At 65.6% G+C, this 24149-nt stretch carries 24 protein-coding genes; 6 read left to right on the top strand and 18 right to left on the bottom strand.

What is annotated here, in order from left to right; translation table 11 throughout:
* Nucleotides 1-141 precede the first annotated feature (141 nt).
* Nucleotides 142-447, top strand: coding sequence for a helix-turn-helix domain-containing protein (locus NFW05_RS17960; RefSeq protein ID WP_295310087.1), 306 nt, complete (start codon nucleotides 142-144; stop codon nucleotides 445-447).
* Nucleotides 448-464: 17 nt separating this feature from the next.
* On the opposite strand, the gene recN is transcribed toward NFW05_RS17960, so the two are convergent.
* Together recN and NFW05_RS17950 are read right to left on the bottom strand one after the other, a co-directional pair.
* Entirely contained in the window at nucleotides 465-2120 is a 1656-nt protein-coding gene (gene recN, locus NFW05_RS17955; protein ID WP_295310085.1) for a DNA repair protein RecN, read from the bottom strand.
* 9 nt (nucleotides 2121-2129) lie between these two features.
* A complete protein-coding gene (locus NFW05_RS17950; RefSeq protein WP_295310083.1) occupies nucleotides 2130-3068 on the bottom strand; it encodes an NAD kinase in 939 nt (312 codons plus the stop codon).
* 74 nt (nucleotides 3069-3142) lie between these two features.
* Here NFW05_RS17950 and hrcA point away from each other — a divergent pair, with 74 nt between their 5' ends.
* Nucleotides 3143-4171, top strand: a complete 1029-nt coding sequence (hrcA, locus tag NFW05_RS17945; protein WP_295310081.1) for a heat-inducible transcriptional repressor HrcA — start codon at nucleotides 3143-3145, stop codon at nucleotides 4169-4171.
* On the top strand, nucleotides 4171-5274 hold the full coding sequence (hemH, locus tag NFW05_RS17940) for a ferrochelatase (RefSeq protein ID WP_295310079.1): 1104 nt from the start codon (nucleotides 4171-4173) through the stop codon (nucleotides 5272-5274). Before hrcA ends, hemH begins: the two co-directional genes overlap by 1 nt.
* Nucleotides 5275-5361: 87 nt before the next feature.
* Here hemH and aceB read toward each other — a convergent pair whose 3' ends face one another.
* Nucleotides 5362-6960: a malate synthase A gene (gene aceB / locus NFW05_RS17935; protein WP_295310077.1), complete on the bottom strand. Its 1599-nt coding sequence runs from the start codon at nucleotides 6958-6960 to the stop codon at nucleotides 5362-5364.
* Nucleotides 6961-7077: 117 nt separating this feature from the next.
* On the opposite strand from aceB, the gene NFW05_RS17930 reads away from it, so the two are divergent.
* Nucleotides 7078-7983, top strand: a complete 906-nt coding sequence (locus NFW05_RS17930) for a LysR family transcriptional regulator (RefSeq protein ID WP_295310075.1) — start codon at nucleotides 7078-7080, stop codon at nucleotides 7981-7983.
* 53 nt (nucleotides 7984-8036) lie between these two features.
* On the opposite strand, the gene NFW05_RS17925 is transcribed toward NFW05_RS17930, so the two are convergent.
* Together NFW05_RS17925 and NFW05_RS17920 are read right to left on the bottom strand one after the other, a co-directional pair.
* Nucleotides 8037-8444 carry a hypothetical protein gene (locus NFW05_RS17925; RefSeq protein WP_295310073.1) on the bottom strand — a complete coding sequence of 136 codons (408 nt, stop codon included), beginning with the start codon at nucleotides 8442-8444 and terminating at the stop codon, nucleotides 8037-8039.
* A gap of 564 nt (nucleotides 8445-9008) precedes the next feature.
* The gene (locus NFW05_RS17920) at nucleotides 9009-9935 is read right to left on the bottom strand and encodes a DUF3616 domain-containing protein (RefSeq protein ID WP_295310071.1); all 927 of its coding nucleotides are present in this window, start codon (nucleotides 9933-9935) and stop codon (nucleotides 9009-9011) included.
* A gap of 205 nt (nucleotides 9936-10140) precedes the next feature.
* Here NFW05_RS17920 and NFW05_RS17915 point away from each other — a divergent pair, with 205 nt between their 5' ends.
* The gene (locus NFW05_RS17915) at nucleotides 10141-10560 is read left to right on the top strand and encodes an MliC family protein (RefSeq protein WP_295310069.1); all 420 of its coding nucleotides are present in this window, start codon (nucleotides 10141-10143) and stop codon (nucleotides 10558-10560) included.
* Nucleotides 10561-10606: 46 nt separating this feature from the next.
* Here the strand turns inward: NFW05_RS17915 and NFW05_RS17910 are convergent, their stop codons facing one another.
* The 7 genes from NFW05_RS17910 to NFW05_RS17880 all read right to left on the bottom strand — a co-directional run bounded on the left by NFW05_RS17910 (nucleotide 10607) and on the right by NFW05_RS17880 (nucleotide 16916).
* Nucleotides 10607-11542, bottom strand: a complete 936-nt coding sequence (locus NFW05_RS17910) for a carbohydrate kinase family protein (protein WP_295310067.1) — start codon at nucleotides 11540-11542, stop codon at nucleotides 10607-10609.
* 97 nt (nucleotides 11543-11639) lie between these two features.
* On the bottom strand, nucleotides 11640-12641 hold the full coding sequence (locus NFW05_RS17905; protein ID WP_295310065.1) for a DUF3426 domain-containing protein: 1002 nt from the start codon (nucleotides 12639-12641) through the stop codon (nucleotides 11640-11642).
* A gap of 4 nt (nucleotides 12642-12645) precedes the next feature.
* Complete coding sequence (gene prmA, locus NFW05_RS17900; protein WP_295310063.1) at nucleotides 12646-13536, bottom strand: 50S ribosomal protein L11 methyltransferase; 891 nt, start codon at nucleotides 13534-13536, stop codon at nucleotides 12646-12648.
* 16 nt (nucleotides 13537-13552) lie between these two features.
* Complete coding sequence (gene accC, locus NFW05_RS17895; RefSeq protein WP_295310061.1) at nucleotides 13553-14917, bottom strand: acetyl-CoA carboxylase biotin carboxylase subunit; 1365 nt, start codon at nucleotides 14915-14917, stop codon at nucleotides 13553-13555.
* A 119-nt stretch (nucleotides 14918-15036) separates the two neighbouring features.
* Complete coding sequence (gene accB / locus NFW05_RS17890) at nucleotides 15037-15483, bottom strand: acetyl-CoA carboxylase biotin carboxyl carrier protein (protein ID WP_295310059.1); 447 nt, start codon at nucleotides 15481-15483, stop codon at nucleotides 15037-15039.
* A gap of 185 nt (nucleotides 15484-15668) precedes the next feature.
* Nucleotides 15669-16160 carry a type II 3-dehydroquinate dehydratase gene (gene aroQ / locus NFW05_RS17885; RefSeq protein WP_295310057.1) on the bottom strand — a complete coding sequence of 164 codons (492 nt, stop codon included), beginning with the start codon at nucleotides 16158-16160 and terminating at the stop codon, nucleotides 15669-15671.
* Between the two features lie 147 nt (nucleotides 16161-16307).
* Nucleotides 16308-16916, bottom strand: coding sequence for a hypothetical protein (locus NFW05_RS17880; protein WP_295310055.1), 609 nt, complete (start codon nucleotides 16914-16916; stop codon nucleotides 16308-16310).
* A gap of 101 nt (nucleotides 16917-17017) precedes the next feature.
* Here NFW05_RS17880 and mpl point away from each other — a divergent pair, with 101 nt between their 5' ends.
* Nucleotides 17018-18376, top strand: a complete 1359-nt coding sequence (gene mpl, locus NFW05_RS17875; protein ID WP_295310053.1) for a UDP-N-acetylmuramate:L-alanyl-gamma-D-glutamyl-meso-diaminopimelate ligase — start codon at nucleotides 17018-17020, stop codon at nucleotides 18374-18376.
* Nucleotides 18377-18479: 103 nt separating this feature from the next.
* Here mpl and cyoE read toward each other — a convergent pair whose 3' ends face one another.
* The 6 genes from cyoE to NFW05_RS17845 all read right to left on the bottom strand — a co-directional run bounded on the left by cyoE (nucleotide 18480) and on the right by NFW05_RS17845 (nucleotide 24074).
* Entirely contained in the window at nucleotides 18480-19373 is an 894-nt protein-coding gene (gene cyoE / locus NFW05_RS17870) for a heme o synthase (protein ID WP_295310051.1), read from the bottom strand.
* Nucleotides 19374-19448: 75 nt separating this feature from the next.
* Nucleotides 19449-20087, bottom strand: a complete 639-nt coding sequence (locus tag NFW05_RS17865) for an SCO family protein (RefSeq protein ID WP_295310049.1) — start codon at nucleotides 20085-20087, stop codon at nucleotides 19449-19451.
* 67 nt (nucleotides 20088-20154) lie between these two features.
* Entirely contained in the window at nucleotides 20155-21726 is a 1572-nt protein-coding gene (locus NFW05_RS17860; protein ID WP_295310047.1) for a cbb3-type cytochrome c oxidase subunit I, read from the bottom strand.
* A gap of 20 nt (nucleotides 21727-21746) precedes the next feature.
* On the bottom strand, nucleotides 21747-22541 hold the full coding sequence (locus NFW05_RS17855; RefSeq protein WP_295310045.1) for a cytochrome c oxidase subunit II: 795 nt from the start codon (nucleotides 22539-22541) through the stop codon (nucleotides 21747-21749).
* Entirely contained in the window at nucleotides 22534-23352 is an 819-nt protein-coding gene (locus NFW05_RS17850; protein ID WP_295310043.1) for an SCO family protein, read from the bottom strand. The genes NFW05_RS17855 and NFW05_RS17850 overlap by 8 nt, the downstream gene beginning before the upstream one ends.
* Nucleotides 23316-24074, bottom strand: coding sequence for a heme-copper oxidase subunit III (locus tag NFW05_RS17845; RefSeq protein ID WP_295310041.1), 759 nt, complete (start codon nucleotides 24072-24074; stop codon nucleotides 23316-23318). The genes NFW05_RS17850 and NFW05_RS17845 overlap by 37 nt, the downstream gene beginning before the upstream one ends.
* Between the last annotated feature and the right edge of the window lie 75 nt (nucleotides 24075-24149).

The following is a 24149-nucleotide window of genomic DNA, read 5'->3' as shown; positions in this document are numbered from 1 at the left end:
GCGCGGCCCTGCCGCGTGCCTTGCAATTCCCCGGGAAATGCTTATAGTGTAGCTACTTACCAGAGTCATACTGGGCCAAATCCTGGCTGGCCGTGGCCGATGCTGCCGTACTGACCTCAGGAGTTGTCGGAAAGGATACTGATGAGCACCGCGAAAGTCGTCGAGAAAGTTGATCCTCGGGAAATCCGTCGCAAGCTGGGCATGAATCAGCAGCAGTTCTGGTCGAAAATCGGTGTCACGCAGAGCGGCGGTTCGCGCTATGAAAGTGGGCGCAACATGCCGAAACCGGTACGCGAGTTGCTGCGTCTCGTGCATGTCGAGCAGATCGACATCCAGCGGTGCAAGCGCGAGGACTTCGAAGTCGCGGAGTATCTCAAGGCCGAGGATCCCGAACTGTTCAAGACGCTCAGGAAGGCCGCGCGCAACAAGCTCAAGAAGCCTGCCTGATTCCCCGAGGGGTGTGCTCAGCCGGTTTTGAGCAGTTCTCGGGCGTGCTCTCGGGTGATCGCGGTGATCTCGATCCCGCCAAGCATCCGCGCGATTTCCTCGACCCGCGCCTCGCCGTGTAAAGCCGAGACCCGGCTGCGCAGCTCTTCTCCTTCGCGGGTCTTGCTGACCTGCCACTGCCAGTCGGCGCGCGCGGCGACCTGTGGCAGGTGGGTCACGCAGAGCACCTGCCTCTCACGCCCGAGTTCACGAAGCAGTCGTCCGACGACCTCGGCGACGCCGCCGCCGATGCCGACATCGACCTCGTCGAAGATCAGCGTCGGGACGCTCGCCGCCTGACTGGTGACCACCTGGATGGCCAGGCTGATCCGTGAGAGCTCGCCGCCCGAGGCCACCTTGGCCAGTGGCCGTGCTTCGTTGCCGGCGACACCGCCCAGGCGGAACTCGACCTGCTCGAAGCCGGCGGCGGTGCCTCCATCGACCGGAATCAGTCCGACTTCGAGACGCCCGCTGCCCAGTGCGAGCTGCTGCATGACCTCGCTGACCTCGCGTCCGAGCGCTTCGGCCGCTTCACGGCGGCGCGTCGACAGCTCGCCGCCGAGCCGTTCGTAGTCGGCGCGCGCGGCCGCAGCCCGGGCGGTGAGCGCCGCGAGGTCGGTCGCCTCGCCGAGAGCGGCGAGCCTCTGCCGGCAGCCGGCGAGCAGATTCGCCAGATCGTCTGGCGCGCAGCGGAACTTGCGTGCGCAGCCGAGGACCGCCTCGATGCGCCGTTCGACTTCGGCGAGCCGGCGCGGGTCGAGGTCGACGCGGCCAGCGTAGCGACGCAGCGTCGAGATCGCGTCGGCGAGTTCCGCGTGCGCGGCCTGGAGCACGGCGACGACTTCGGACAGCGCCGGGTCGTAATCGGCGAGCTCTTCGAGCCGGCCGGCCACGGCGGCGACCTGCATCTCGCACGCGTTCTCGTTCTCGGCGAGGACCTGGAGGGCGAACTGCGCGCCGTCGACGAGGCTCGCCGCGTGCGCCAGCCGCCGGTGTTCTTCGTTGAGCGCCTGCCACTCGTCGGCCGAAAAGCCCAGCGCCTGCAGTTCGTGGACCTGCCATTCGAGCTGTTCGCGCTCGGCAGCCAGCGCTTCGCTGCCGCTCGTCGCGGCGTCGAGGGTGCGCTGCGCCTCACGCCAGTTGCGCCAGGCGGAACCGAGTTCGGCGACCCTCGAGTCGAGCTGCGCGTGGCCATCGAGCAGTGCGCGCTGCGCGTCGCTGCGGAGCAGCGACTGGTGCGCGTGCTGGCCGTGGATGTCGACGAGCGACTCGGCGACCTCGCGCAGTTGCTGTACGGTTGCCGGAGAGCCGTTGAGGTAGGCGCGCGAGCGCCCGTTGCTGTCGACCACTCGGCGCAGGAGGAGGCCGGCTTCGGCGTCCAGGTCGTGTTCCCTGAGCCATTGCGCGGCCGGCAGGGCGCGGTTGAGGTCGAACTCGGCGGTCACTTCGGCGCGATCGCTGCCGCTGCGGATCATTGCCGTGTCGGCCCGGTCACCGAGTGCGAAGGCCAGCGCGTCGACGAGGATCGATTTGCCGGCGCCGGTTTCGCCGGTCAGCGCGCCGAACCCGGACCCGAAATCGAGTTCGAGCCGGTCGACGAGCACGAAGTCGCGGATGGTCAGTCTGCAGAGCATGCGGCCGGCTCAGTTCGAGGTGGGGTGTTCCTTCGGCCGCTCGCTCCAGTGCAGCTTCTGGCGAAGCATCGCGAAGTAGCTGTACGTCTTCGGATGGAGCAGGCAGATCGAGTATTCGGAGCGACGGATGCGCACCCTGTCGGCGTTGCGCAGATCGACGGTGACCTGGCCGTCGAAGTGCGCTCGCGAGTCGGTCGCGTGGACGATGCGGATCTCGATCTCGCTGCGGTCGCCGACGAGGATCGGGCGGTTGCTCAGCGCGTGCGGGCAGAGCGGGACGAGCGCGATCGCCGAGACCAGCGGGTGGATGATTGGCCCGTTGGCCGAGAGCGAATACGCCGTCGAGCCGGTCGAGGTGGCGACGATCAGACCATCGGAACGCAGGTGATAGATGAACTCGCCGTCGATGAACAGTTCGAGTTCGATCATCCGGCCGATCGCACCCTTGTCGACGACGACGTCGTTGAGCGCGAGGTTCGAGAAGACCGTGCGCTCGTCACGAACGATTTCGGCGTCGAGCAGCATTCGCGTCTCGGGGACGAAGCGACCGTCGAGCAGTTCGTCCATGCAGGTCAGCATGTCGGCGCGCGCGATGTCGGTCATGAAGCCCAGGCGCCCCTGGTTGACCCCGACCAGGGGTACGCGGTAGCGGGCGAGATGTCGCGCCGCATTGAGCATCGTTCCGTCGCCGCCGACGACGATCGCCAGGTCGGCATGCGCGCCGAGCCAGGCGAAGCTGCCGCTGGCCCAACTGCCGAGTTCGAGTCGCGAGACAACGTTGCGGGCAGTTTCTTCCTCGATCAGGACGGTCATCCCCCGTTCGTGGAGGTGCCTGACGAGCAGGCGGAGCGATTCGGCGATTTCCGGGCTGTGGTACTTGCCGATCAGCGCGATCGTCCGGGGCAACTGAGTGCCATCGGCCAACGCGTCGGAAAGGACGGTGTTCATGGAGCGAATTAAACCACAAATCAGCATCCTGCCGCCGGGCCCCGGGAATGACGTTTTTTTGTAGAATCGAAGGCATGCTCGACGATCGCGCCCGGACGCTGCTCAAGACCCTGATCGAACGCTACATCGCAGAAGGCCAGCCGGTCGGCTCGCGCGCGCTGTCGCGCTATTCGGGGCTCGATCTGTCTCCGGCGACGGTGCGCAACGTGATGGCCGACCTCGAGGAGATCGGTCTGCTGGCCAGTCCGCATACTTCTGCAGGCAGGGTGCCGACGGCACGCGGCTACCGCTTCTTCGTCGACAGCCTGCTGACCGTCCAGCCGCTGGCCAAGGAGAAGCTCGAAGCGATCGAAGGGCAGCTCGTGCCGTCGGATCCGAGACAGCTGATCAGCAACGCTTCGCACCTGTTGTCCGAACTCACCCATTTCGCGGGAATCGTTCTGGCCCCGCGCCGGCTCGCGCCGAAGATCCGGCAGATCGAGTTCGTCAGCCTCTCCGACCGTCGCGTGCTGCTGATTCTGGTCACCTCCGACGGGGACGTGCAGAACCGGCTGCTCTTTCCGGCGCGCGCCTACACGTCGGCCGAGCTGGTGGTGGCGACGAACTACCTCAACCAGCACTTCGTCGGACAGGACTTCGAACAGATCCGCTGCCGCGTCCATGACGAACTCGAGGCGCTGCGCGGCGACCTGCAGGTGCTGATGCAGGCGGCGCTTGCGGCGGGTGACGAGGCGATGAAGGCGCCGGCCGACCGTTACGTGATTTCGGGCGAGAGCAACCTGCTCGACGTCGAGGAGTTCGCGTCGAACATGAAGCGGCTGCGCGAGCTCTTCGACCTGTTCGAGCAGCGCACCGCGCTGATGCAGCTGCTCGACCTTTCGCGCCGTGCGGAGGGGGTGCAGATTTTCATTGGCGGCGAATCGGGTCTGGCTCCGCTCGACGAGTGCAGCGTGATCACCGCGCCGTACGAGGTCGACGGCCAGGTCGTCGGATCGGTCGGGGTGATCGGGCCGACGCGAATGGCCTACGAGCGGATCATCCCGATCGTCGACATCACCGCCAGGCTGCTGTCTTCGGCGCTGACCTATCAGGCGAGGTGCTGATGTCGCGCTTCATCGCCGAACCGGCGTATCGTCACGGCTCGCCGGCGCACACCGGCATCGTGCTGATCAACCTGGGGACGCCCGACGAGCCGAGCGCGCAGGCAGTCAGGCGCTACCTGCGCGAGTTCCTCGCCGATCCGCGCGTCGTCGAGATACCGCGTCCGCTCTGGTGGCTGATTCTCAACGCGATCATCCTGCCGCTCAGGCCGCGCCGTTCGGCCGGGAAGTACGCCGCCATCTGGACCGTCGACGGCTCGCCGCTGAAGGTGCATGTCGAGCGCCAGGCCAAGCTGCTGCGCGGCTTTCTCGGCCAGTCGGGGCACCGGGTGCTCGTCGATTACGCGATGCGCTACGGCGAGCCGTCGATTCCGGCGACGATGTCGCGGCTCAAGGCGGCGGGCTGCACGCGGATTCTCGTGCTCCCGCTCTACCCGCAGTATTCGGCGAGCACGACCGGCAGCGCGCTCGATGCCGTTGGCGACTGGCTGAAGCGCGTACGCAACCAGCCCGAGGTCCGCACGGTGAGGGGGTTCAACGACCATCCCGGGTACATCGAGGCGCTCGCAGCGAGCGTCCGTGAACACTGGGCGAGCCACGGCAAGCCCGACCGCTCGTACCGGCTGCTGATCAGTTTCCACGGGCTGCCGCGCTACACGCTCGACCGCGGGGACCCGTACCACTGCGAGTGTCGGAAGACCGCCCGGCTGCTGACCGAGGCGCTCGGCCTTGCCGACGACGCGTGCGTCGTCTGCTTTCAGTCGCGCTTTGGCCGCGCTGAATGGCTGCAGCCGTACACCGCGGCGACGATCCGCTCGCTTGGCGAGCAGCGCGTCAGGCGGGTGGACGTCATTTGCCCGGGCTTCACCGCCGACTGTCTGGAGACGCTCGAGGAGATCGCCATCGAAGGCCAGGCCGAGTTCCTCCGCGCTGGGGGAATGGAGTTCCGGATGATCCCGTGTCTCAACGAGCGCGCCGACTGGATTCACGCGCTGGCCGACCTCGCGGCGACTCACCTGGCCGGTTGGCCGACGCGCAGCGATGCCGACCCCGCGGCGCTCGAACTCAGCGCGCTGCGCGCGAAGGCGCTCGGCGCGTCTTGCTGAGCCGACGCTCTCCGATCCGTCAGTCGCGCGCAGCCGTCGCGCCGCGGACCGGGTGCCGGGCCTGGACATCGGCAGGCCCGGCACCGCTCAGTCCATCGCTTCGTAGAGCGGCAGTGTCAGGAACTCGGGATAGTCGGGAGTCAGCGACATCCGGTCGAAGATCACCGCTGCCTGGTCGTAGGTCGCCGTGTCCTCGCCCTGGGCGCTGACCGTCGCCTTGACCTTGGCCAGTTCGTCGCCGATCATCGTGCGCACCATCTCGGCGGTGACCTTGCGCCCGTCGTCGAGGATGCCCTTCGGCGAAACGACCCACTGCCAGACCTGCGAACGCGAGATCTCGGCCGTGGCCGCGTCTTCCATCAGGTTGTGGATCGGCACGCACCCGTTGCCGGCGAGCCAGCTGCCGAGGTAGTGGATGCCGACGTTGATGTTGTTGCGCAGCCCCGCCTCGGTGATCGGCTGCGACGGCTGGAAGTTCAGGAAGTCGGCGGCGGTGAAGGTTTCGTCGCGCTGCTTGTCCCACTGGTTCGGGCGGTCACCGAGCACCTTGCGGAACTCCTCGGCGGCGATTGCGACGAGGCCCGGATGCGCGACCCAGCCGCCGTCGAAGCCGTCGTTGGCGTCGCGCGCTTTGTCGTGGCGGATTCCGGCGAGAGCCTTCTCGTTGGCCACGGGGTCGTTCTTGATCGGGATCAGCGCGCTCATCCCGCCCATCGCCGGCGCTCCGCGCTTGTGGCAGACCTTGACCAGCTGCAGCGCGTAGCTGCGCATGAACGGAACTTCCATGGTGATCGCGCCGCGGTTGGCGAGGCAGAAATCGGGATTCTTCTTGAACTTCTTGATGCACGAGAAGATGTAGTCCCAGCGCCCGGCGTTGAGGCCCGCCGAATGCTCGCGCAGTTCGTAGAGGATTTCCTCCATCTCGAAGGTCGCCAGGATCGTCTCGACGAGCACCGTGGCCTTGATCGTTCCGCGTGGCAGCCCTACGTGATCCTGAGCCATGATGAAAATGTCGTTCCACAGCCGGGCCTCGAGGTGCGACTCCATCTTCGGCAGGTAGTAGAACGGGCCGGCACCGCGTGCGATCTGTTCCCTGGCGTTGTGGAAGAAGACGAGGCCGAAGTCGAAGATGCCGCCGGAGACCCGCTGACCGTCGACGGTGACGTGCTTCTCGTCGAGGTGCCAGCCACGCGGCCGGATCTGCAGCGTGGCGATCTTGTCGTTGAGCGCGTACTGCTTGCCGACTTCATTGGTGAACGAGAGCTGGCGGCGGATCGCCTGGAAGAGATTGACCTGGCCCTGGATCTGGTTGTCCCACTTCGGACTGTTCGAGTCCTCGAAGTCGGTCATGTACGAGTCGGCGCCCGAGTTGAACGCGTTGATGATCATCTTCGCCTCGACCGGGCCGGTGATCTCGCTGTGGCGGCGCTCGAGCGCTTTCGGCAGAGGGGCGATCCTCCAGTCGCCCTCACGGATGTGCCGGGTCTCGGGGAGAAAATCGGGCAGCTCACCGGCGTCGATCCGCGCCTGGCGGGCGATGCGCACTTGCAGAAGTTCCTGCCGGCGGCCCTCGAAGGCCCGGTGCAGCTTGGCGACGAAAGCCAGCGCGTCGGGGGTGAGAATGGTTTCGTAGCCAGGCTTGATCGGCGCGTTGATTTGCATTCCGGCGGGCAGGTCGAGGCTCATGCGGGGACTCCTGTCGATGGGTTATGATGCAGTGCAAGAATTCTATTGGACCCGCTGGCGAAAGAGAATAGCGAAGGGCATCAAAGTATCTTTTACTTGCAGTATCGAATCGACCCCGTGGATCACCTCAGACAGCTCCAGGCTTTCGTGAATTCGGCAACCCGCGGCAGCCTGTCTGCGGCAGCGCAACTCGAAGGGGTCACGCCGGCCGTGATCGGTCGCCGCCTGGACGCGCTCGAGGCGCGCCTCGGCGTCAGGCTGCTGTTGCGGACGACCCGGCGCCTGTCGCTGACCTTCGAGGGGCAGGCCTTTCTCGAAGACTGCCAGCGGCTGCTCACCGATCTGGCGAACGCCGAAGCGGCCGTCTCGCTCGGCGGGATCCGCGCCAGCGGACACCTCAAGGTGTCGGCACCCGCGGGCTTCGGACGCCGTCACGTGGCACCGCTGGTCGCCGCGTTCATGGATGCGAACCCCGGGGTGACGGTATGCCTCGATCTGACCGACAGGGTCGTCGATCTGGTCAACGAAGGGGTGGACTGCGCGGTGCGCATCGGCGAAATGGCGGATTCGAGTCTGGCCAGCAGCAAGCTCGGCGAGATGCGCCGGGTGGTCGTGGCCAGCCCGGCGTATCTTGCGGCGCGCGGTGTTCCCGAATCACCAGGCGATCTCGCGGCGCACAACTGCCTGTCGCTCGACCGCCAGCGCGGCTGGATGTTGCGCGATACGCCGGGTGGCGTGGTGAGCAGCCGCAAGGTCTCGGGAAATTTTGAGTGCAACGACGGCGCCGTGCTGCACGAATGGGCGCTCGCCGGAAAGGGGCTGGCCTGGCGATCGATCTGGGAAGTCGGCGATGACCTGCGCGGTGGCCGGCTGGTTTCGCTGCTCGACGATTACGCTGCGCCGCCGGTCGGCATCCACGCGGTGTTTCCGGAACGACGTCACCTGCCGCTGCGCGTTCGCCTGTTCATCGACCAACTCAGGCAGACCTTCGGCGATCCGCGCTACTGGTCAGGTCCGGGCTGACGATCGGGCCCGGCTGCAAGGCGCGCTGCGGTCGGGGAAAGGCGCGCGAGCGCTCACTCGGTGGTGCCCGCGGCGGCCTTCCTGGCTGCTCTGAGCAGCGCCTTGCGGGCCTTCTCGGCCCTGATGTGGGCCAGTGCCTGCGCTTTGTTGCACTCCTTGCAGTACGAGTGCAGGCCGTCCGCGCTGCGCGAGTTCTTGTGGAAGTCGAGCACCGATTTCTCCTGCTTGCACTTGACGCAGACCTTGGTGTCTCCGCCCGGAGCGGCTTCCGGCGACTGCGCCGGCCGTGGCGTAGTCGCGGGGGTGTCGGCACGGGCGGGTGGCAGGGGATCCTGACGGGCTCTGGTGGCGCCGGCTGCGGCGTACAGGGACGGCTCGATCTGCCCTTCGGACGACCGCCCGTGCGGGTCGCCAGGATCGGTAGACAGGCCTGGCGCCCGAGGGAAAGACAAGGATTCCATTCGCGAGTCCAGAAACAATACTGATCATCTGAAGCCGGTCGACGGCTTGTCGGACGGCGTATTCCCGACTGCTGCGCTGCCGGCATCCGACGACCGGTGGGACGGTTCGCGGACGAGTGTGCAGCGGCGTATCAGTTTTTCCCAGTGTGGCAGGGCGATCTGCCAGGCCATTGCTGGTCCCAGCAGTTCTTCCTTGGCTTCACAAAGCCGGTGGTCGGGGCGTGGCCGCTACCCGGCGTCCGTCTCGGGATTGTCTTCGGGTGGATCAAGATAAGCAAAGGTTATGCCGAGGCATCAATTGTATGTATTTATCAGTCGCTTGCTTGAGGAAGCGTGACGTTCCGCGCGGCCCAAAAGCTCGCGGTGTAAAAAAATCTGACAGGGAAATACTTGGCATTCGCGCCGCGACGCACTGTCGATTGGCGGGGGCGATGGATGTGGACAGGTCGCGTCCGCATCAGGCCAGCGAAGCGACCGGCAGGAGATGTTCGAGCAATCGTGGTGAGCGGCTCGAGGGTGTCGCGGGTCGCCAGGCGGTTCAGCGCCCGTCAGTCGGCCGACGCGTTACCAGGGCTCGATGCGCAGCTCGGTGGGGTCGAGGACCAGATAGTGTGCGCAGCGGCGCTCGTCGCGACTGCCATCGTCGCTGACGATCACGATTCGCTGCCGGCCATCGATGATCGCCGGGCATACGCCCTCGGCGCGCTCGAGGCCGGGCAGGCCGGGAACCAGTACGCGGCGCGTCCTCTCCCCGGCGACACCGCTCCAGAACCAGAGCTGGAAGTGTGATCGCTCGCGGGCCACCGGCCCGGCGATCACCAGATAGCCGTCGAGACAGGGGACGTGGGCGATGTCGCGAATGCCGTTGCCGTCGAGGTTCATCGTCCAGAGGTGCCGCGCGATTCTTGGCTCTTCCCGGCCAGCGGGCAACGCTTCGGGGTTTTCGACACACGCGATGATCGCCTGCCGATCGATCAGCGGGCTGCGGAAACCGAGCATCAGCACTCCGAGACGCGCATGCCTCTCGAGGCCTTCGATGTTCAGACCGCCTCGCGCCTTGACGTCGCGAACCTTGGCGGCGTCTGCGAGGAGCGGATGAGCCGCGGTCAGCGCCTCCTTCAGGCCGACGATCAGTGCTGGCTCGAGCATACGCCCATCGGCGACGCGAAAGCGCAGCAGCCTTTCCCGATTGGCCCGGGTCTGTCCGGAACCGCTTCGCGAGTGCGAAGTCAGCGCCCAGACGTAACCGTGGTCATCGACGGTCACCGCTTCGAGGTCGTCGAGGCTCCAGAATTCCTCGTCGTCCGAAACTCCTGGCATCGGTTCGAGCCGGCTGCAGCTGACCGCCCCGTCGCCGATCCGCAGCAGGGTGAAGGGTTGCTCCTCTTCGTCTTCGACGACGATGAACGCGCCGTCGGGAAGCTGGCGTATCCCCGAAGGCTCGTAAGAACCGGTGAGCGTCAGGAAACGCGGCAGGTCGTCGGCGGGCATGATCGCTCTTGTTCCTCAGGGGTCGGCGGGTCTCGCGTCGTGCATCAGCACTCGGGCGGTTGCCAGAGCACGCTGTGGACAGTATCCGGCTGGCGATCGGCGTCGTCAATCGCCCCCCGCGGTGCCCGCGACAGGCCGGCGCAGGGCGATTGCGTGCGCCGCCTGTGGTATCTTTGGCCCTCTCGTACAACCGGAGACCGGGCTGATGACTGGACACCGTCTGAGTGCCGCGATCCTCGCGTCGGCCTTCCTGGCTGCCTGCGCGACGGCCGGGTCGCCGGATGGCCGCGAAGTATCCGGCGATCGATCATCCGAGGCAAGGCAAAAGCGACAGAAGCAGCTGAGCTTCCGTCTGGGCAGCGGCCTGTATCGCTGCGAACTCGGACAGACGGTCGACGTGCGGAGGGTAAGCGAAACACCCGGCCAGATCGAGATCGGCTGGCAGGGAAACCGGCATACGCTGCAGCGTGAAGCGTCGGCTTCGGGTCTGCCGCGTTACGAGGATGGCCGAGTGGGGCTGCTGTGGATCGATCTGCCGTGGAAGAGCGTGCTGATGGACACGAACACCGGCCGGCCGCTGGCCAACGAATGCAAGCTCGCTCGCGAGCGGGCGGCAGACGGCTGACTGTCGTCTGCGGGCTGCGGCGGATGCGGCCGCGACGCTTCCGGCTCTACCAGAGCCTGCTGCCGAAGTTCCTGGCGAAGGCGTCGGCGATCTGGTCGCGAGTCGGCCGATGGTTCTGGCCACCGCGATGGGCGACCTTGATCGCTCCCATCAGCGCCGCCAGACGTCCCGTCTTCTCCCAGTCCCAGCCGGCCGAAATCCCGTAGAGCAGCCCCGAGCGGTACGCGTCGCCGCAGCCGGTCGGGTCGACGACGGCCTCGGCCCGAACACAGGGGATTTCGTGGCGGCGCCCGTTCGCGTGGATGTGCGATCCCGCTCCGCCGCGGGTGACGACCAGCGCCTCGACCTCTCTGGCGAGCCGATCGAGCGGCCGGCCGGTCCGGTCGCAGAGCAGTTTTGCCTCGTAGTCGTTGAAACACGCGTAGGTCGCCAGGCGCATGAACTTCATCAGATCGTCGCCGGAGAACATCGGCAGACCCTGGCCAGGATCGAAGACAAAGGGTACGCCTGCGGCAGAGAGGTCGACGGCGTGCTGGAGCATCCCGTCGCGCCCGTCTGGAGCGACGATCGCCAGCGTCGCGCCGTCGACCTCGGCAACCCGGTTGTGGTGCGAAAAGCTCATCGCCCCGGGATGGAACGCGGTGATCTGATTGTCGTCGAGATCGGTGGTGATGAAGGCCTGAGCCGTGAAGCTGCCGGAAATTCGGCGAACGTACGCTCGCGACAGCCCGAGTTCATCGAGCCGAGCCAGGTAGGCATCGGCATCGTCGCCGACGGTGGCCATGATCGCCGGTTCGCCACCGAGCAGCTTGAGGTTGTAGGCGATGTTTCCAGCACAGCCGCCGAACTCGCGGCGCATCTCGGGAACCAGGAAAGCCACGTTCAGGATATGGATCTGCTCGGGAAGGATGTGGTTCCGGAAACGATCATGGAAGACCATGATGTTGTCGAAAGCGATCGAGCCACAGATCAGGATGGACATGTCAGGCGGCAGCCTCCCGGCGACGGTCGAAGGGGCGCGAGTATAGCACCGATGCGTAGCACGCTGGCCGGCCGCAGTCGCCGGGCAGGCGCCCGGATCACGGGTAGAACACGTAGAGCCGGTAACCCGCGGCGCTGATTTCTCTGGCTTCCAGCCAGAGGCGGACTTCGACCTCCGACCGTGCGGCAAACCCACTCTCGCCGGCGACCGAGTCCGGGAGGTACTCGTCGGGTAGCAGCACTCGCCGGGCTATCGCCCGGTCGCTGGTGTCGGTCAGCGTCAGTTCGAGCGCGGGATAGGCTTGGGCATAGTTTGCCCGATTGCGCAGTGTCGCCTGCAGCGCGAGCAACCTGTCGCGTGCGGTATCGTCGGCGTGCAGGTCGGAGCTTTCGATGCTCAGCAGGTCGGCGTGGCGTGAGAGGGGCATGTCGCTGCCGAGTGCCTCGCTCAGCGCTTCGAATGCGGGTCTCAGGCCGGGTGCCGAGTTGGCGATCGGCGTCCGGAAGTGGAAGACGATCTGGGCGGCGAGGCTCAGGACGAGCAGACCCGCGGCGAGCCGGTACGGCCGCTGCGGCGCGATCGCTTCGGCCGATGTCCCGGACTCGGGGTGAACTCCGGAAGGCGCTTCGCTCCGGCTGGTCTCGATTGCCGGCCGGTTGTCTGCGGCCGGCGCTGGCTCGCGCGCCAGCGGCGCTTCCGCTTCGGGAAAGGCCGACTCGCTGGCCAGCAGGGAGGTGCGCGCGGGCGAGCCGACTGACTGGTCGGCGAGATCGACGGCCTGGCGCGTCAACGCCACGGAGGCGGGTGGTGGAGCGGAGCTTTCCACGGCCGGGCCCGGCGTAGTGCGGGCCTCGCGCGGGTGGGCCGCACTGGCCTCGGCTGATCGCGGAAGCAGCGCGGCGTCAGTCGGGTGGCGCCTCTCGGGGGCTGGCGAGGGAGTTGCGGGCTGCTCGCCGTCCGCCCCTTCGTCGTCGAGCAGCGAATCGAGCGCGTTGAACACCGCGCGGCACTGCCCGCAGCGGACCTTGCCGGCGCGCGCCTTGAGCTGCTCGGAGGTCACCCGGAAGGTCGTCCGGCAAGCCGGGCAACGGGCTTTCATCGTTTCAACCCTTGACCCCGGTCAGGCAGACCCAGCCCTCGCGTGTTCCGGCGACCTCGAGACGGAGATACGGCGCGTAGGCGGCGACGAGGCCTTCGGCCTGCTCGACGAGGATCCCGGAGAGGACCAACTGGCCCGCGCAGCGCAGGTGGCCGCAAAGCGCCGGGGCGAGGACCTTGAGCGGATTGGCCAGGATGTTCGCCAGGACGACGTCGAACTGGCCCCGGACGGCCTCGGCCGAGTCCTGGATGCTCACCACCGCAGCGTTGAGGTCGGCATTGTGCTTCGCCGCGGTGAGCGCCTGGGCGTCGATATCGACGCCGAGCACTCTGCCTGCGCCGAGGCGCGCTGCAGCGATCGCGAGAATGCCCGAACCGCAGCCGTAGTCGAGCACCGACGCGCCCGGGACGAGATGTCGGTCGAGCCATTCGAGGCACAGCCGGGTCGTCGGGTGGGAACCGGTGCCGAAAGCCATCCCCGGGTCGAGGACGAGGACCGTCGCCTCGGGATCCGGGGCCTCGTGCCATGATGGAACGATCCACAGGCGGCTCGAGATGCGGATCGGCTCAAACTGCGACTGGGTCAGGCGAACCCAGTCCTGCTCGGCGATCTCCTCCTCGGCATACGCGGGAAGCGCTTCGAGACCGGCCAGACGCGCGCAGGTTCCGAGCAGCTCGCGAGCGTCGGCCTCGGCGGGGAGCAGCGCGCTGACTCGCGACCTTTGCCAGCCGGGGGTGCTGATCGATCCGGGCTCGCCGTACTGCGGGCGTTCCTCGGCCGTTCCGGCGTCCGCGTCCTCAATGCTCGCGGCGAGCGCCCCGGCTTCGAGGAGCAGGTCAGCGAGCTTCTCGGCGTGCTGGCAGTCGGTCTGAATGCTGAGGGAGAGCCAGGCCATCGACCTTCGGTGCCGCTCAGCTGGCTTGCTTGACTTCGCCCTTGGCGGCGAGCCGCTGCTCGAGGTAGTGGATGCTGACGCCGCCCTCGACGAAGCGTGCGTCCTGCAGCAGATCCTGGTGCAGCGGGATGTTCGTCCGGATTCCGTCGATGCTCATTTCGGAGAGGGCCGTGCGCATGCGGCGGATCGCCTGCTCGCGGCTGTCGCCGTAGGCAATGACCTTGCCGATCATCGAGTCGTAGTGCGGCGGGATCGTGTAGCCCTGATAGATGTGCGAATCGACGCGGATGCCCGGTCCGCCCGGCGGGTGATAGAAGAGAATCCTGCCCGGAGAGGGAACGAAGGTGAACGGATCCTCGGCATTGATCCGGCATTCGATCGCATGTCCGCGGAAGGTCAGATCGCGTTGCCGGAAGCGCAGTCTGTCGCCGGCAGCGATGCGGATCTGTTCGGCGACGATGTCGATCCCGGTGATCAGTTCGGTGACCGGGTGCTCGACCTGGATGCGCGTGTTCATTTCGATGAAGTGGAACTGACCGTTCTCGTAGAGGAACTCGAAGGTTCCCGCACCACGGTAGTTGATCCTCCGGCAGGCCTCGGCGCAGCGTTCGCCGATCCGCGGGATGTAGCGCGTCGGGATCCCCGGTGCCGGTGCTTCCTCGATGATCTTCTGATGGCGGCGCTGCATCGAACAGTCGCGCTCGCCAAGATAAACGGCGTTGCGGTAGCTGTCGGCGAGCACCTGGATCTCGACGTGCCGCGGATTCTCGAGATACTTTTCGAGATAGACGTTCGGATTGCCGAAGAAGCTTTGCGCCTCGCTACGGGTCATGGTCACCGCATTGACCAGCGCCGCTTCGGTGTGTACGACGCGCATCCCTCGCCCGCCGCCGCCACCGGCGGCCTTGATGATCACCGGATAGCCGACGTCCCGGGCAATACGCAGAATCTCAGCCGGGTCCTCGGGCAGCGCGCCCTCCGAACCCGGGACACAGGGGACGCCGGTGATGCGCATCGCCTCCTTGGCCGAAACCTTGTCGCCCATCAGACGGATCGTCTCCGGTCGCGGCCCGATGAACACGAACCCCGACGACTCGACCCTTTCGGCGAAGTCCGCGTTTTCCGAAAGGAAGCCGTAGCCCGGGTGGATCGCCTGCGCATCGGTGACTTCGGCGGCCGAGATGATCGCCGGGACGTTGAGGTAGCTCTGCGCCGAAGGCGCGGGACCGATGCACACCGACTCGTCGGCCAGCCGCACGTACTTCGCTTCGCGATCGGCCTCGGAATGGACGACCACCGTCTTGATGCCCAGCTCGCGGCAGGCACGCTGGATACGCAGTGCGATTTCTCCACGATTGGCGATGAGGACTTTGCCGAACATGAGGGAACTGCTCCTTGAGGTGACTTCTGGCTGGCGGCGATCCCCGTGGGGCCGGTGTTCCGGGCCTCGCGTGCGGGGCGGGCGACCTGAACGCGACAACCGGCGACGGCGAGGTCGTCTCAGCCGAGGACCAACAGCGGCTCGCCGTACTCGACCGGCTGTCCGTTCTCGATCAGGATCGCCTTGACCGTCCCGGCGCGCTCGGCCTCGATCTCATTGAGCAGTTTCATCGCTTCGATGATGCACAACGTATCGCCGGCCTTGACCATGCTGCCGACCTGAACGAAGGGCTCGGCGCCGGGACTCGCGGCACGGTAGAAGGTGCCGACCATCGGCGCCTTGATCACTTCGCCGTCGGGCAGTGGTGGCTGGTCCGGAGCACTCGCGGGCTGCGCGGCAGGTGCAGCGGGCTGGGCGACGTGTACCATCGGCAGATGGCTAGGCGGCGCCAGCGGTGAACCGTAGCGAACGATGCGCACCTTTTCCTCGGGGTCGTTGATCTCCAACTCGGTGATGCTCGACTCCTCGACAAGATCTATGATTTTCTTGAGTTTTCTCAGGTCCATTAGGTTCCCTCCCGATATTCGTTCTGCTCCCGGATCACCCCTGCCCGTAGCCGTGTTGCCGGTCAGGGCGACCGATACGCGATTCCACGCGGCGTGCCCGTGCGCTAGCGCTGTCCGCTCGCAACGCTCTGTTCAACAGCGCTCACCGGATTTCCCTCTGGTCACGCCGGGTTGCTGAAGGTGGCTCACTCGCTGGCCATCCTGCGCAGGATGTATTCGAGGGCCAGCAGGTAGCCGTCGCTACCCAGACCGCTGATTACTCCGATCGCCAGGTCGGAGAAGTACGACTGATGGCGGAAGGGCTCGCGGGCATGGACATTGGACAGGTGCACCTCGACGAAGGGGATGCCGGTCCCTGCGAGGGCGTCACGGAGCGCGATGCTGGTGTGCGTGTACGCGGCGGGATTGATGATCAGATAGCCGATTCCCTGGGCGCTGGCGGCGTGGACGCGTTCGATCAGGGCTCCCTCGTGGTTGCTCTGAAATGCCTCGAGCAGGACCCCGGCGGCTTCGGCACGATGCGCGAGTGCGCGGTTGATTTCTGCCAGCGTGGTCGATCCGTAGTGGTGAGGTTCGCGTGTCCCGAGAAGGTTGAGATTGGGGCCGTGAAGGACGAGCACGCCAGACCGGCCGGGAGCTTTGCTGGCTTCCGACGACGCGTTTCTTTCCTTTTTCATGGCCGGCAGTTTGCCGCAGATGACGGCATCTTGTCCAGCAGAACATCGGCAGCGCAGCGACCGAGGCGAGCCGTTGGCGAGTACTCGTCGGAACCGGGCGCGAGGCGCTCCGCCGCCCACCTGACCACCCGATCCGGGGCTCGCGCCTCAGCCGATGCGATCGAGACTGTCCGAGATCAACCGGTTCACCGCATCGAGGCGTGCGCGCTCGCGGACCCTGCCGTCGCGTGTGCGCGGGCTGACCCTCTCCTCGTCTCGGGGGTAAATGATCAGGTTGGCCACTGCTGCTGCGCCGACGAGGGTCAGGACGGCTTCGGCGCGATCGGTTCGCGGAACGCTGTGGCGAAAGTCCATCGACTCGTTGAGCAGGAAGATCTCCACATCCTTGGCACTATCGGTGAACAGCTGGATGTCGATTTCACCGTACCGCCCCGCGCTGCCTTCGAGTACGGATCCGGTGAGGTAGGGGTTGAAGCGAAGCAGCTTCGACATCAGTTGCGCCGCGGTGCGCAGCAGGAAGGCATTGCGGTCCTGTTGCTCCTGCCCCTGAAACAGCCGTTGATGGGTGCGCAGTTCGGCCTCGACCTCGAGGTCGTCGGGCAGCGACGCGCGATCGGGAAGACGCAGAAGGCGTGCCGCCTTTCTCTTGGCCAGCGTCGGATCGTTTATCCCGTCCTCGGCGATCAGGCGTCCGGCAAGGGCGGCGATGCGGGCGCGTTGCCGGGCGTTGTGCTTTCGTTGGTATCGGTCGTTCATCGGCTGGCGGGCAAGGGGGCCGGCTGTCGCCGAGGCACTGGCGGGGTTCCGCGGGGAGTACAATCGCGCCTCTTCTGGCTGATTCTACCCGGATTCAGGGCATGCATATCCACATCCTCGGCATTGGGGGCACCTTCATGGCCGGCGTCGCGCTGCTCGCGCGGGCCGCGGGACACCATGTGACGGGCTGCGACAGCGGCGTCTATCCGCCGATGAGCACGCAGCTGACCAGCGCGGAAATCGAGGTCATTGAGGGTTACGATGCGGCACAGACGGCCTTCGAGCCCGACTGCTACGTCATTGGCAACGCGATCTCGCGCGGCAATCCACTGCTCGAAGAGATCCTCGATCGCGGCTTGCCCTTCGTTTCAGGTCCGCAGTGGCTGGCCGAACACATCCTCGCCGGGCGCTGGGTCCTCGCGGTCGCCGGTACCCACGGCAAGACGACCGCGTCGTCGATTCTCGCCTGGATTCTCGAGGATGCCGGCCTGAGTCCGGGCTTTCTGGTGGGTGGGGTACCGTTGAACTTTGGCGTCTCGGCGCGTCTTTCGGGCGCCAACACGCGTTCTCCGTTCTTCGTGATCGAGGCCGACGAGTACGACACCGCGTTTTCGGACAAGCGCTCGAAGTTCGTGCATTACCGGGCGCGAACGCTGGTTCTCAACAACCTCGAGTTTGACCATGCGGATATCTTCCCGGACCTGGCGGCGATCGAGACCCAGTTTCACCATCTCGTGCGTACGCTGCCACGAAACGGTCTGATCGTCGCCAACGCCACCCAGACGAGCCTCGAGCGCGTCCTCGCGCGCGGCTGCTGGACGCCTGTCGAGCGTTTCAACTGCAGCGAACGCTGGCGGGTCGACGGCGATGATCGCGAGCGGGTGCTGCACCTCCTCGAAGGCCAGCGGGCGATCGCCTCGGTGCACTGGGAGTTGAGCGGAGAGCACAATCGCAGTAACGCGTTGGCTGCCGTGCTGGCCGCCCGGCACGCCGGTGTGCCGGTTGAGCGTGCCCTTTCGGCGCTGTCCCGCTTCAGGAACGTCAGGCGGCGCATGGAACTGCGCGGGGTGGCCAGCGGAGTCAGCGTCTTCGACGATTTCGCGCATCATCCGACGGCGATCAAGGCGACCCTTTCGGCGCTGCGCGCCTGTGTCGGCGATGCCCGGATTCTCGCCGTGCTCGAACCGCGTTCGAACACGATGAAACTCGGAGTGATGAAGGGACTGTTGGCCGAGAGCCTCGAACCGGCGGACCAGGTCTTCTGTTACGCGGCGAACCTCGGCTGGGACGTCGCCGAGGCCCTACAGCCGCTCGGCAGCAAGGCGATCGTCGAGGACGATCTCGCACAACTGGTCGCGCGCATCAGCGGCGCGGCCCGTCCCGGAGATCAGGTGCTGGTGATGAGCAACGGCGGATTTGGTGGAATCCACGAAAAGCTTCTCAACGCGCTCGATCGCTGAGCGCCGTCCGGGAAGGAGGCCGGGCAATCGATCGTCGCCCGGTGACCAGGCAACCGAGCGTCGCTGCCGATGAGGCTTCGCTCTCCCCGGGGTCGCGGCTCGGTCAGAGCGCGTGGTCGACGAGCAGCGCCGCAAAGAGTAGCGTGAGGTAGATGATCGACCAGCGGAAGGTCCTGCGCGCAGCCTGGTCCGAGTAGTGTCGCCAGACGATCCACGCATGGCCGAGGAAGATCGCGTCGAGGACGACGGCCGCGGCGAGATAGGGGAGACCGCTCATCCCGATCACCCACGGGACGAGCGTGACCAGCGTCAGGCCCACCGTGTACAGGAAGACCTGCAGGCGCGTGTACTCGGCGCCGTGCGTCACGGGCAGCATCGGAAGTCCGGCCGCGGCGTACTCACGCGCACGGTAGAGCGCCAGAGACCAGAAGTGTGGCGGCGTCCAGACGAAGATGATCAGGAAGAGCAGCCAGGCCTCGGCCGGCGCCTGTCCGGTAACCGCAGCCCAGCCAAGCACCGGAGGCATCGCTCCGGCGGCACCGCCGATGACGATATTCTGCGAGGTGCGCGGCTTCAGGTAGATCGTGTAGATCAGCGCATAGCCGACAAAGGTGGCCAGGGTCAGCCACATGGTCAACGGATTGACCAAGCGGTAGAGCAGCGACAGGCCGATGCCACCGAGCACTCCGGAAAAGAAGAAGGTCTCGAAAACGCCGATCGTGCCTCGCGGCAGTGGTCTGGCCCTGGTGCGCGCCATGCGTGCGTCGATGTGTTCCTCGATCAGGCAGTTGATCGCGGCAGCGGCGCCGGCGACGAGCGCGATGCCGACGGTTCCGAAAGCGAGAATCGGTAGCGGCACCGGCCCGGGCGAGGCGAGGAACATGCCGATCACTGCGCAGAAGACGATCAGCGATACGACGCGCGGTTTGGTCAGAGCGGCGAAGGCCTGCAGGCGCTGGATGGTCGAATGCATCGGAGGTTGGGTCGTAGCCTTCATTGAACGGATACGCTGGCCGGTCGATGCGCCAGTTTATCACCGGAAGCCGTTGGCCATCGCATCACTCGCGGTACTTCAGCGGATCAGCGTGAGCAGGTCGCCGACCATCCCGTCGACATTCTGTGGCGGCGAAAAGACGGCCTTGAGCCTGCCCTGCGGGTCGATCAGGTAGATGGCCGCCGAGTGGTCGACGAGATAAGCCGACTTCTTTCCTTCGGCATGGCGCAGGTAGTAGACGCCGAGATGACTGACCAATGCGCGCAGGCTGTCGTCGTCACCGGTCGCGCCGATGAACTCGGGGTCGAAGGCTCTCGTGTAGTGGGTCAGCGTCTCGGGCAGATCCCGATCGGGATCGACCGAGATCATCACCACCTGGGCCGGAGCGACTCCGGCCGCGACGAGACGGGTCTTGACTTCGCGCAAGAGCAGCAGCGTGGTCGGGCAGACATCCGGACAAAAGGTGTAGCCGAAGAAGAGCAGCGTCCAGCGGCCAGCCAGATCACCGTTGGTGAAACCGCCATGCTCCCGGAGCAACGAGAACGGCGGCAGCGGTCGCGAGTCGTCAAGCAGCGTCGCCGACGCGAGACGCGACTGGCGGGGATCCAGGGCCGGCAGTCGCTCTCCGGGTAGGCTATGCCAGATCAGGACCGCGGCAGCCAGCGACAGGGCCAGTCCGGCGATCGACAAGATCAGCCAGGTTCGATCCTTGTTCATCGGCCTTTCGGAAGGCAGAGGCTGGAAAAGGAAAGGGCGCCCGAAGGCGCCCCGTGACTCGCCGCGCTCAGCGCCTGCCGTAGGCGTAAGGCGTCCACTCCTCGCTGACGCTGGGTGGCGACGGCCAGTTGCCGTGTGGCGGCGGCGAAACCGTCGTCCACTCCAGAGACATCGACCCCCATGGGTTGTTGCCGGCCGGCTTGCCCTTGATCGCGCCGATGATCCAGTTGAGCAGGGCGATCGCAAAGCCGACGCCGAGGATCACCGCGCCGATGGTCATCAGCTTGTGCGCTGGCTCGAACTGCGCGAAGTGCGCGTAGTCGTAGTAGCGCCGCGGCATTCCCTTGACGCCGATGTCCATCATCGTCCAGAAAACGATGTTGGTGCCGACGAAGGTGATCCAGAAGCCGAGCTTGCCCCAGAACTCGTTGTACATCCTGCCGGTCATCTTCGGGAACCAGTAGTAGACCCCGGCGAAGATCGAGAACGTCCCGGCGACGGCCATCACGTAATGAAAATGGCCGACGACGTAATACGTGTCCGAGAGGTGCAGGGTCAGCGAAGTGACGGCCAGCGGAATGCCGGTCAGCCCACCGATCAGGAACAGGAAGAGCACTCCGAGCGCGTAGAGCATCGGCGTCTCGAAGGTGATCGACCCCTTGTACAGCGTTCCGACGAGTCCGATGAGCATCAGTCCGACGGGAACCGAGATCAGCAGCGTGGTGACCATCTGGCCGACGCGGATCCAGTCGACCATCCCTGAAACATAGAGATGGTGCACCCAGACCTCGCCGGCGAGCAGGACTATGCCGCCGATTCCACCGAAGACCACGGCCTTGTAGTTGAATACCCTGTTCTTGGCGAAGGTGGCGACGATCTCGAAGAGGACGCCGAAGAACGGCAGGAAGATGACATACACGGCCGGGTGCGAGTAGAACCAGAACAGGTTCTGATAGGTCAGGACATCGCCGCCGCGAGTCGGGTCGAAAAAGTGCGTGCCAAGGTACTTGTCCATGCTGATCAGCGTCACCGCGGTCCCGAGAACCGGCACGAAGATGAGCTGCAGGACGAATGCGGCGAGCGTGCACCAGACGAAGATGTTGAGCTTGTTCCAGGTCAGACCCGGCGCGCGCATGTAGGCGATGGTGGTCAGGAAATTGACGCCGCCGATGATCGACGCGAAGCCGAGGATCAGCACGGTGAAGGTGTATAGCGCCGTGTTACCGGTGGTGATCGTCGAGTACGGCGGGTAGCCGGTCCACATCACGTCGGGAGGATCAGGTACGAAGAAGGTCAGCAGGGCGAGGACGATCCCGACGTAGAACAGCCAGACCGACAGGGCGTTGACCCGCGGGAAGGCGACGTCCTTGGCGCCGATCATCAGCGGAATGCAATAGTTGGCGAAGAAGCCGGTGAGCGCCGGGATCTGGAAGCCCAGGATCATCACGGCGCCGTGGGCGTAGAGCCAGACGTTGTAGCTCGTCGGATTGCTGGTGATCGTTGGGCCAACCGCCGAAAGCTCCAGCCGCATCAGCAGCGCCATGACCCCGGCGACGATGAAGGCGGCGATCGAGCCGATCAGGTAGAGCACCCCCACCCGCTTGTGGTCGGTGGTGAAGATCCATTCTTTCAGATTCATGTCTCGCGTCCTCCGGTCACTCAACTACTCTTCCTGGTGGAATCACCAGTCGCGTCGTACCATGCCTTGAACTCTTCCGGCGTCTTGACGATCACGCGTCCGGCCATGTACGAGTGCATCACTCCGCAGTACTCGGCGCAGGTGATCACGTGCTCCTTGCCTGCTTCACGAGGCAGGAACCAGAGGTAGGTCACGCGGCCGGGCATCGAATCCTCCTTGACCCGGAAATCGGGGATGAAGTGGCTGTGCAGCGTGTCGCGGCTGGTCATGCGCAGCAGAACGGGCTTGCCTGCCGGAACGATCAGCTCGTTCTGCGTCCGCGCGCCGTTGGGATACGTGTAGTCCCAGCTGTACATGCCCGATTCGAGCTGCACCTCGAGCCGCTCGGCGGGAACGTCGCGGTACTTGTTCCACAGCACCCAGCCGTTGGCGGCGATGAAGAAGTCATCGGCCATGAAGACGAAGGTCGGAATGACGACCCAACCGACGGCCGCGGCCGTCGACAGCGTCGGACCACTGCCCACCGTCGGGCCACCCGGTACCCGACGGTAGCGCCAGATGAAGTAGGCAGTCATCAGGGCGAAGAGGATGCCGATCACCGTGATGTCGATGATCACTTCCGTCCACAGGTAGTCCCAACCGGGAGCCGGGTCGGTGATCCGACCTTCACCTTTCTGCAGATACTGCACCAGCGACTTGCCTCCCGCTTCCGACACCGCCTCGCTGGACTGAGCCGCCGCAGCCGCGGCGATGACGCCGCCAGAGAGCAACGCGATCAAGGCCGACCCTGCCCAGTGCTTGAGTTTCCTATTCATGCAACCTCCCGATCTTCCTCCGATAAGCCCACGCTCCCAGTCCGATCAGGCTCAGGCCGAGAAGCAGAGAACCCACACCCGCGAGCAGCGAGTAATTCAGTTGATACCTGCCTTCTTCATAGTTGTAGCTGAAGCACGCGCCGGTGACCATGTCGAAGACGGCAGTCGAGTTGGCGATGCGTTCCCAATCGGCTTCGGTCAGTGCCAGCTCGATCGCCGCTGCGTCCATCCGCGTGCCATAGATGTAGCGCGCCACCCTGCCTTCCGGCGTCAGGAAGACCAGGACGTTCGGGTGCAGGAACGCCTTTGCCGCATCCGACCAGAAGAACCGGAAGCCGACGCCGCCGGCAAAGTCCTCGACGTCCTGTCCGGAGAGCACGGCGTGCCGCCAACCCGCCCGCCACGCGTCGGGAATGCCGCCCGTCCTGCTCAGGAACGCCGCCGCGCTGGCCGACGAGTCGCGCTTGTCGAACGAGACGGTGAGCACGCGGTAGTCCTCGCCAAGCCGGAAGCGATCGACTTTCGCAAGAACCTTGGCCAGTTCGCTGTTCATCGTCGGGCAGGTTCCGTCGCATCCGTAGTATGAGAGCAGGAGGATCATCGGCTTGCCGAGCAGTTCACCGAGGCGGAAGACCTGCCCTTCACTGTCGGTGAAACCGAGCTCGCCGTCGAGGCGCGCGCCGAGGTAGCGGGGCTCGTCGATGCGCATGATCGACGTGTCCGGCGAACTGTAGCGGGTCGGCTCGCCGATCGCGTAGGCCAGGGCGGGGACGGCTACCAGAAGTAGACCTGCGAGACGACGAAGAACCAAATTATGTCCACGAAGTGCCAATAGAGGCTGGCGGTCCGCCAGAAGCTTTCGGAAATGTTTCCCTTGAGCGCAGGAAGGAGCCCGGCGAGAAAGATGCCGAGACCGACGACGACGTGCGAGCCGTGCAGGCCAGTGATCGAGTAGAAGGTGGTGCCAAAGCTGTTGGTGGCGATCGTGAAGCCGCTGTGGATCAGATGGTTCCATTCATAGACCGACATGCCGAGGAAGGTCGCGCCGAGGGCGATGGTCAGCAGGAGCCATTTCAGGAAGGCTGCCTTGTTGCCATCGTGCATGTGCTCCTCAGCCATGTGGATGGTCACCGACGAAGTGACCAGGACGGCGGTCATCACCAGCGGAAAGACGACCGGCAGTTGCGGCGTGCCGGGCGGTGGCCACGAGGGGGCCATCAGGCGCATGTACCAGTAGTAGACGAAGAACGTGACGAAGATCATCGCCTCGGCGAGGATGAACCAGCCCATTGCGCCGTAGGCGAGGCCTTCTCCCTTGCCCATCGATTCGCTGGTCCATCCGGCGATGCCGCCGACGATCATCGGCAGGCCAATGCCGAAGACGATCAGCGCCGTGAAGCTCTGGTGATAGACGAAGTGGAACGAGAAGGCCAGGGCCCACGCGAGGATGCCGAGACTGATGATCGCAGGCCAGATGCTGGTATCCCAGTGGGCATGGCCGGCATGGTGATGGGCAACATCATGTTGGGACATCGCGACTCCTCCCCTTCGTGTTCCTGGTTGATCGCCTGCTCTCGGCAAGCCCGGTTGCCAGCAGAGTAATGACTC

This window comes from Accumulibacter sp. (genome assembly GCF_023806625.1).
Lineage (GTDB): Bacteria > Pseudomonadota > Gammaproteobacteria > Burkholderiales > Rhodocyclaceae > Accumulibacter.
Note: the sequence above shows the minus strand (reverse complement) of the source record. Positions and strands in the feature narration are given on the sequence as shown.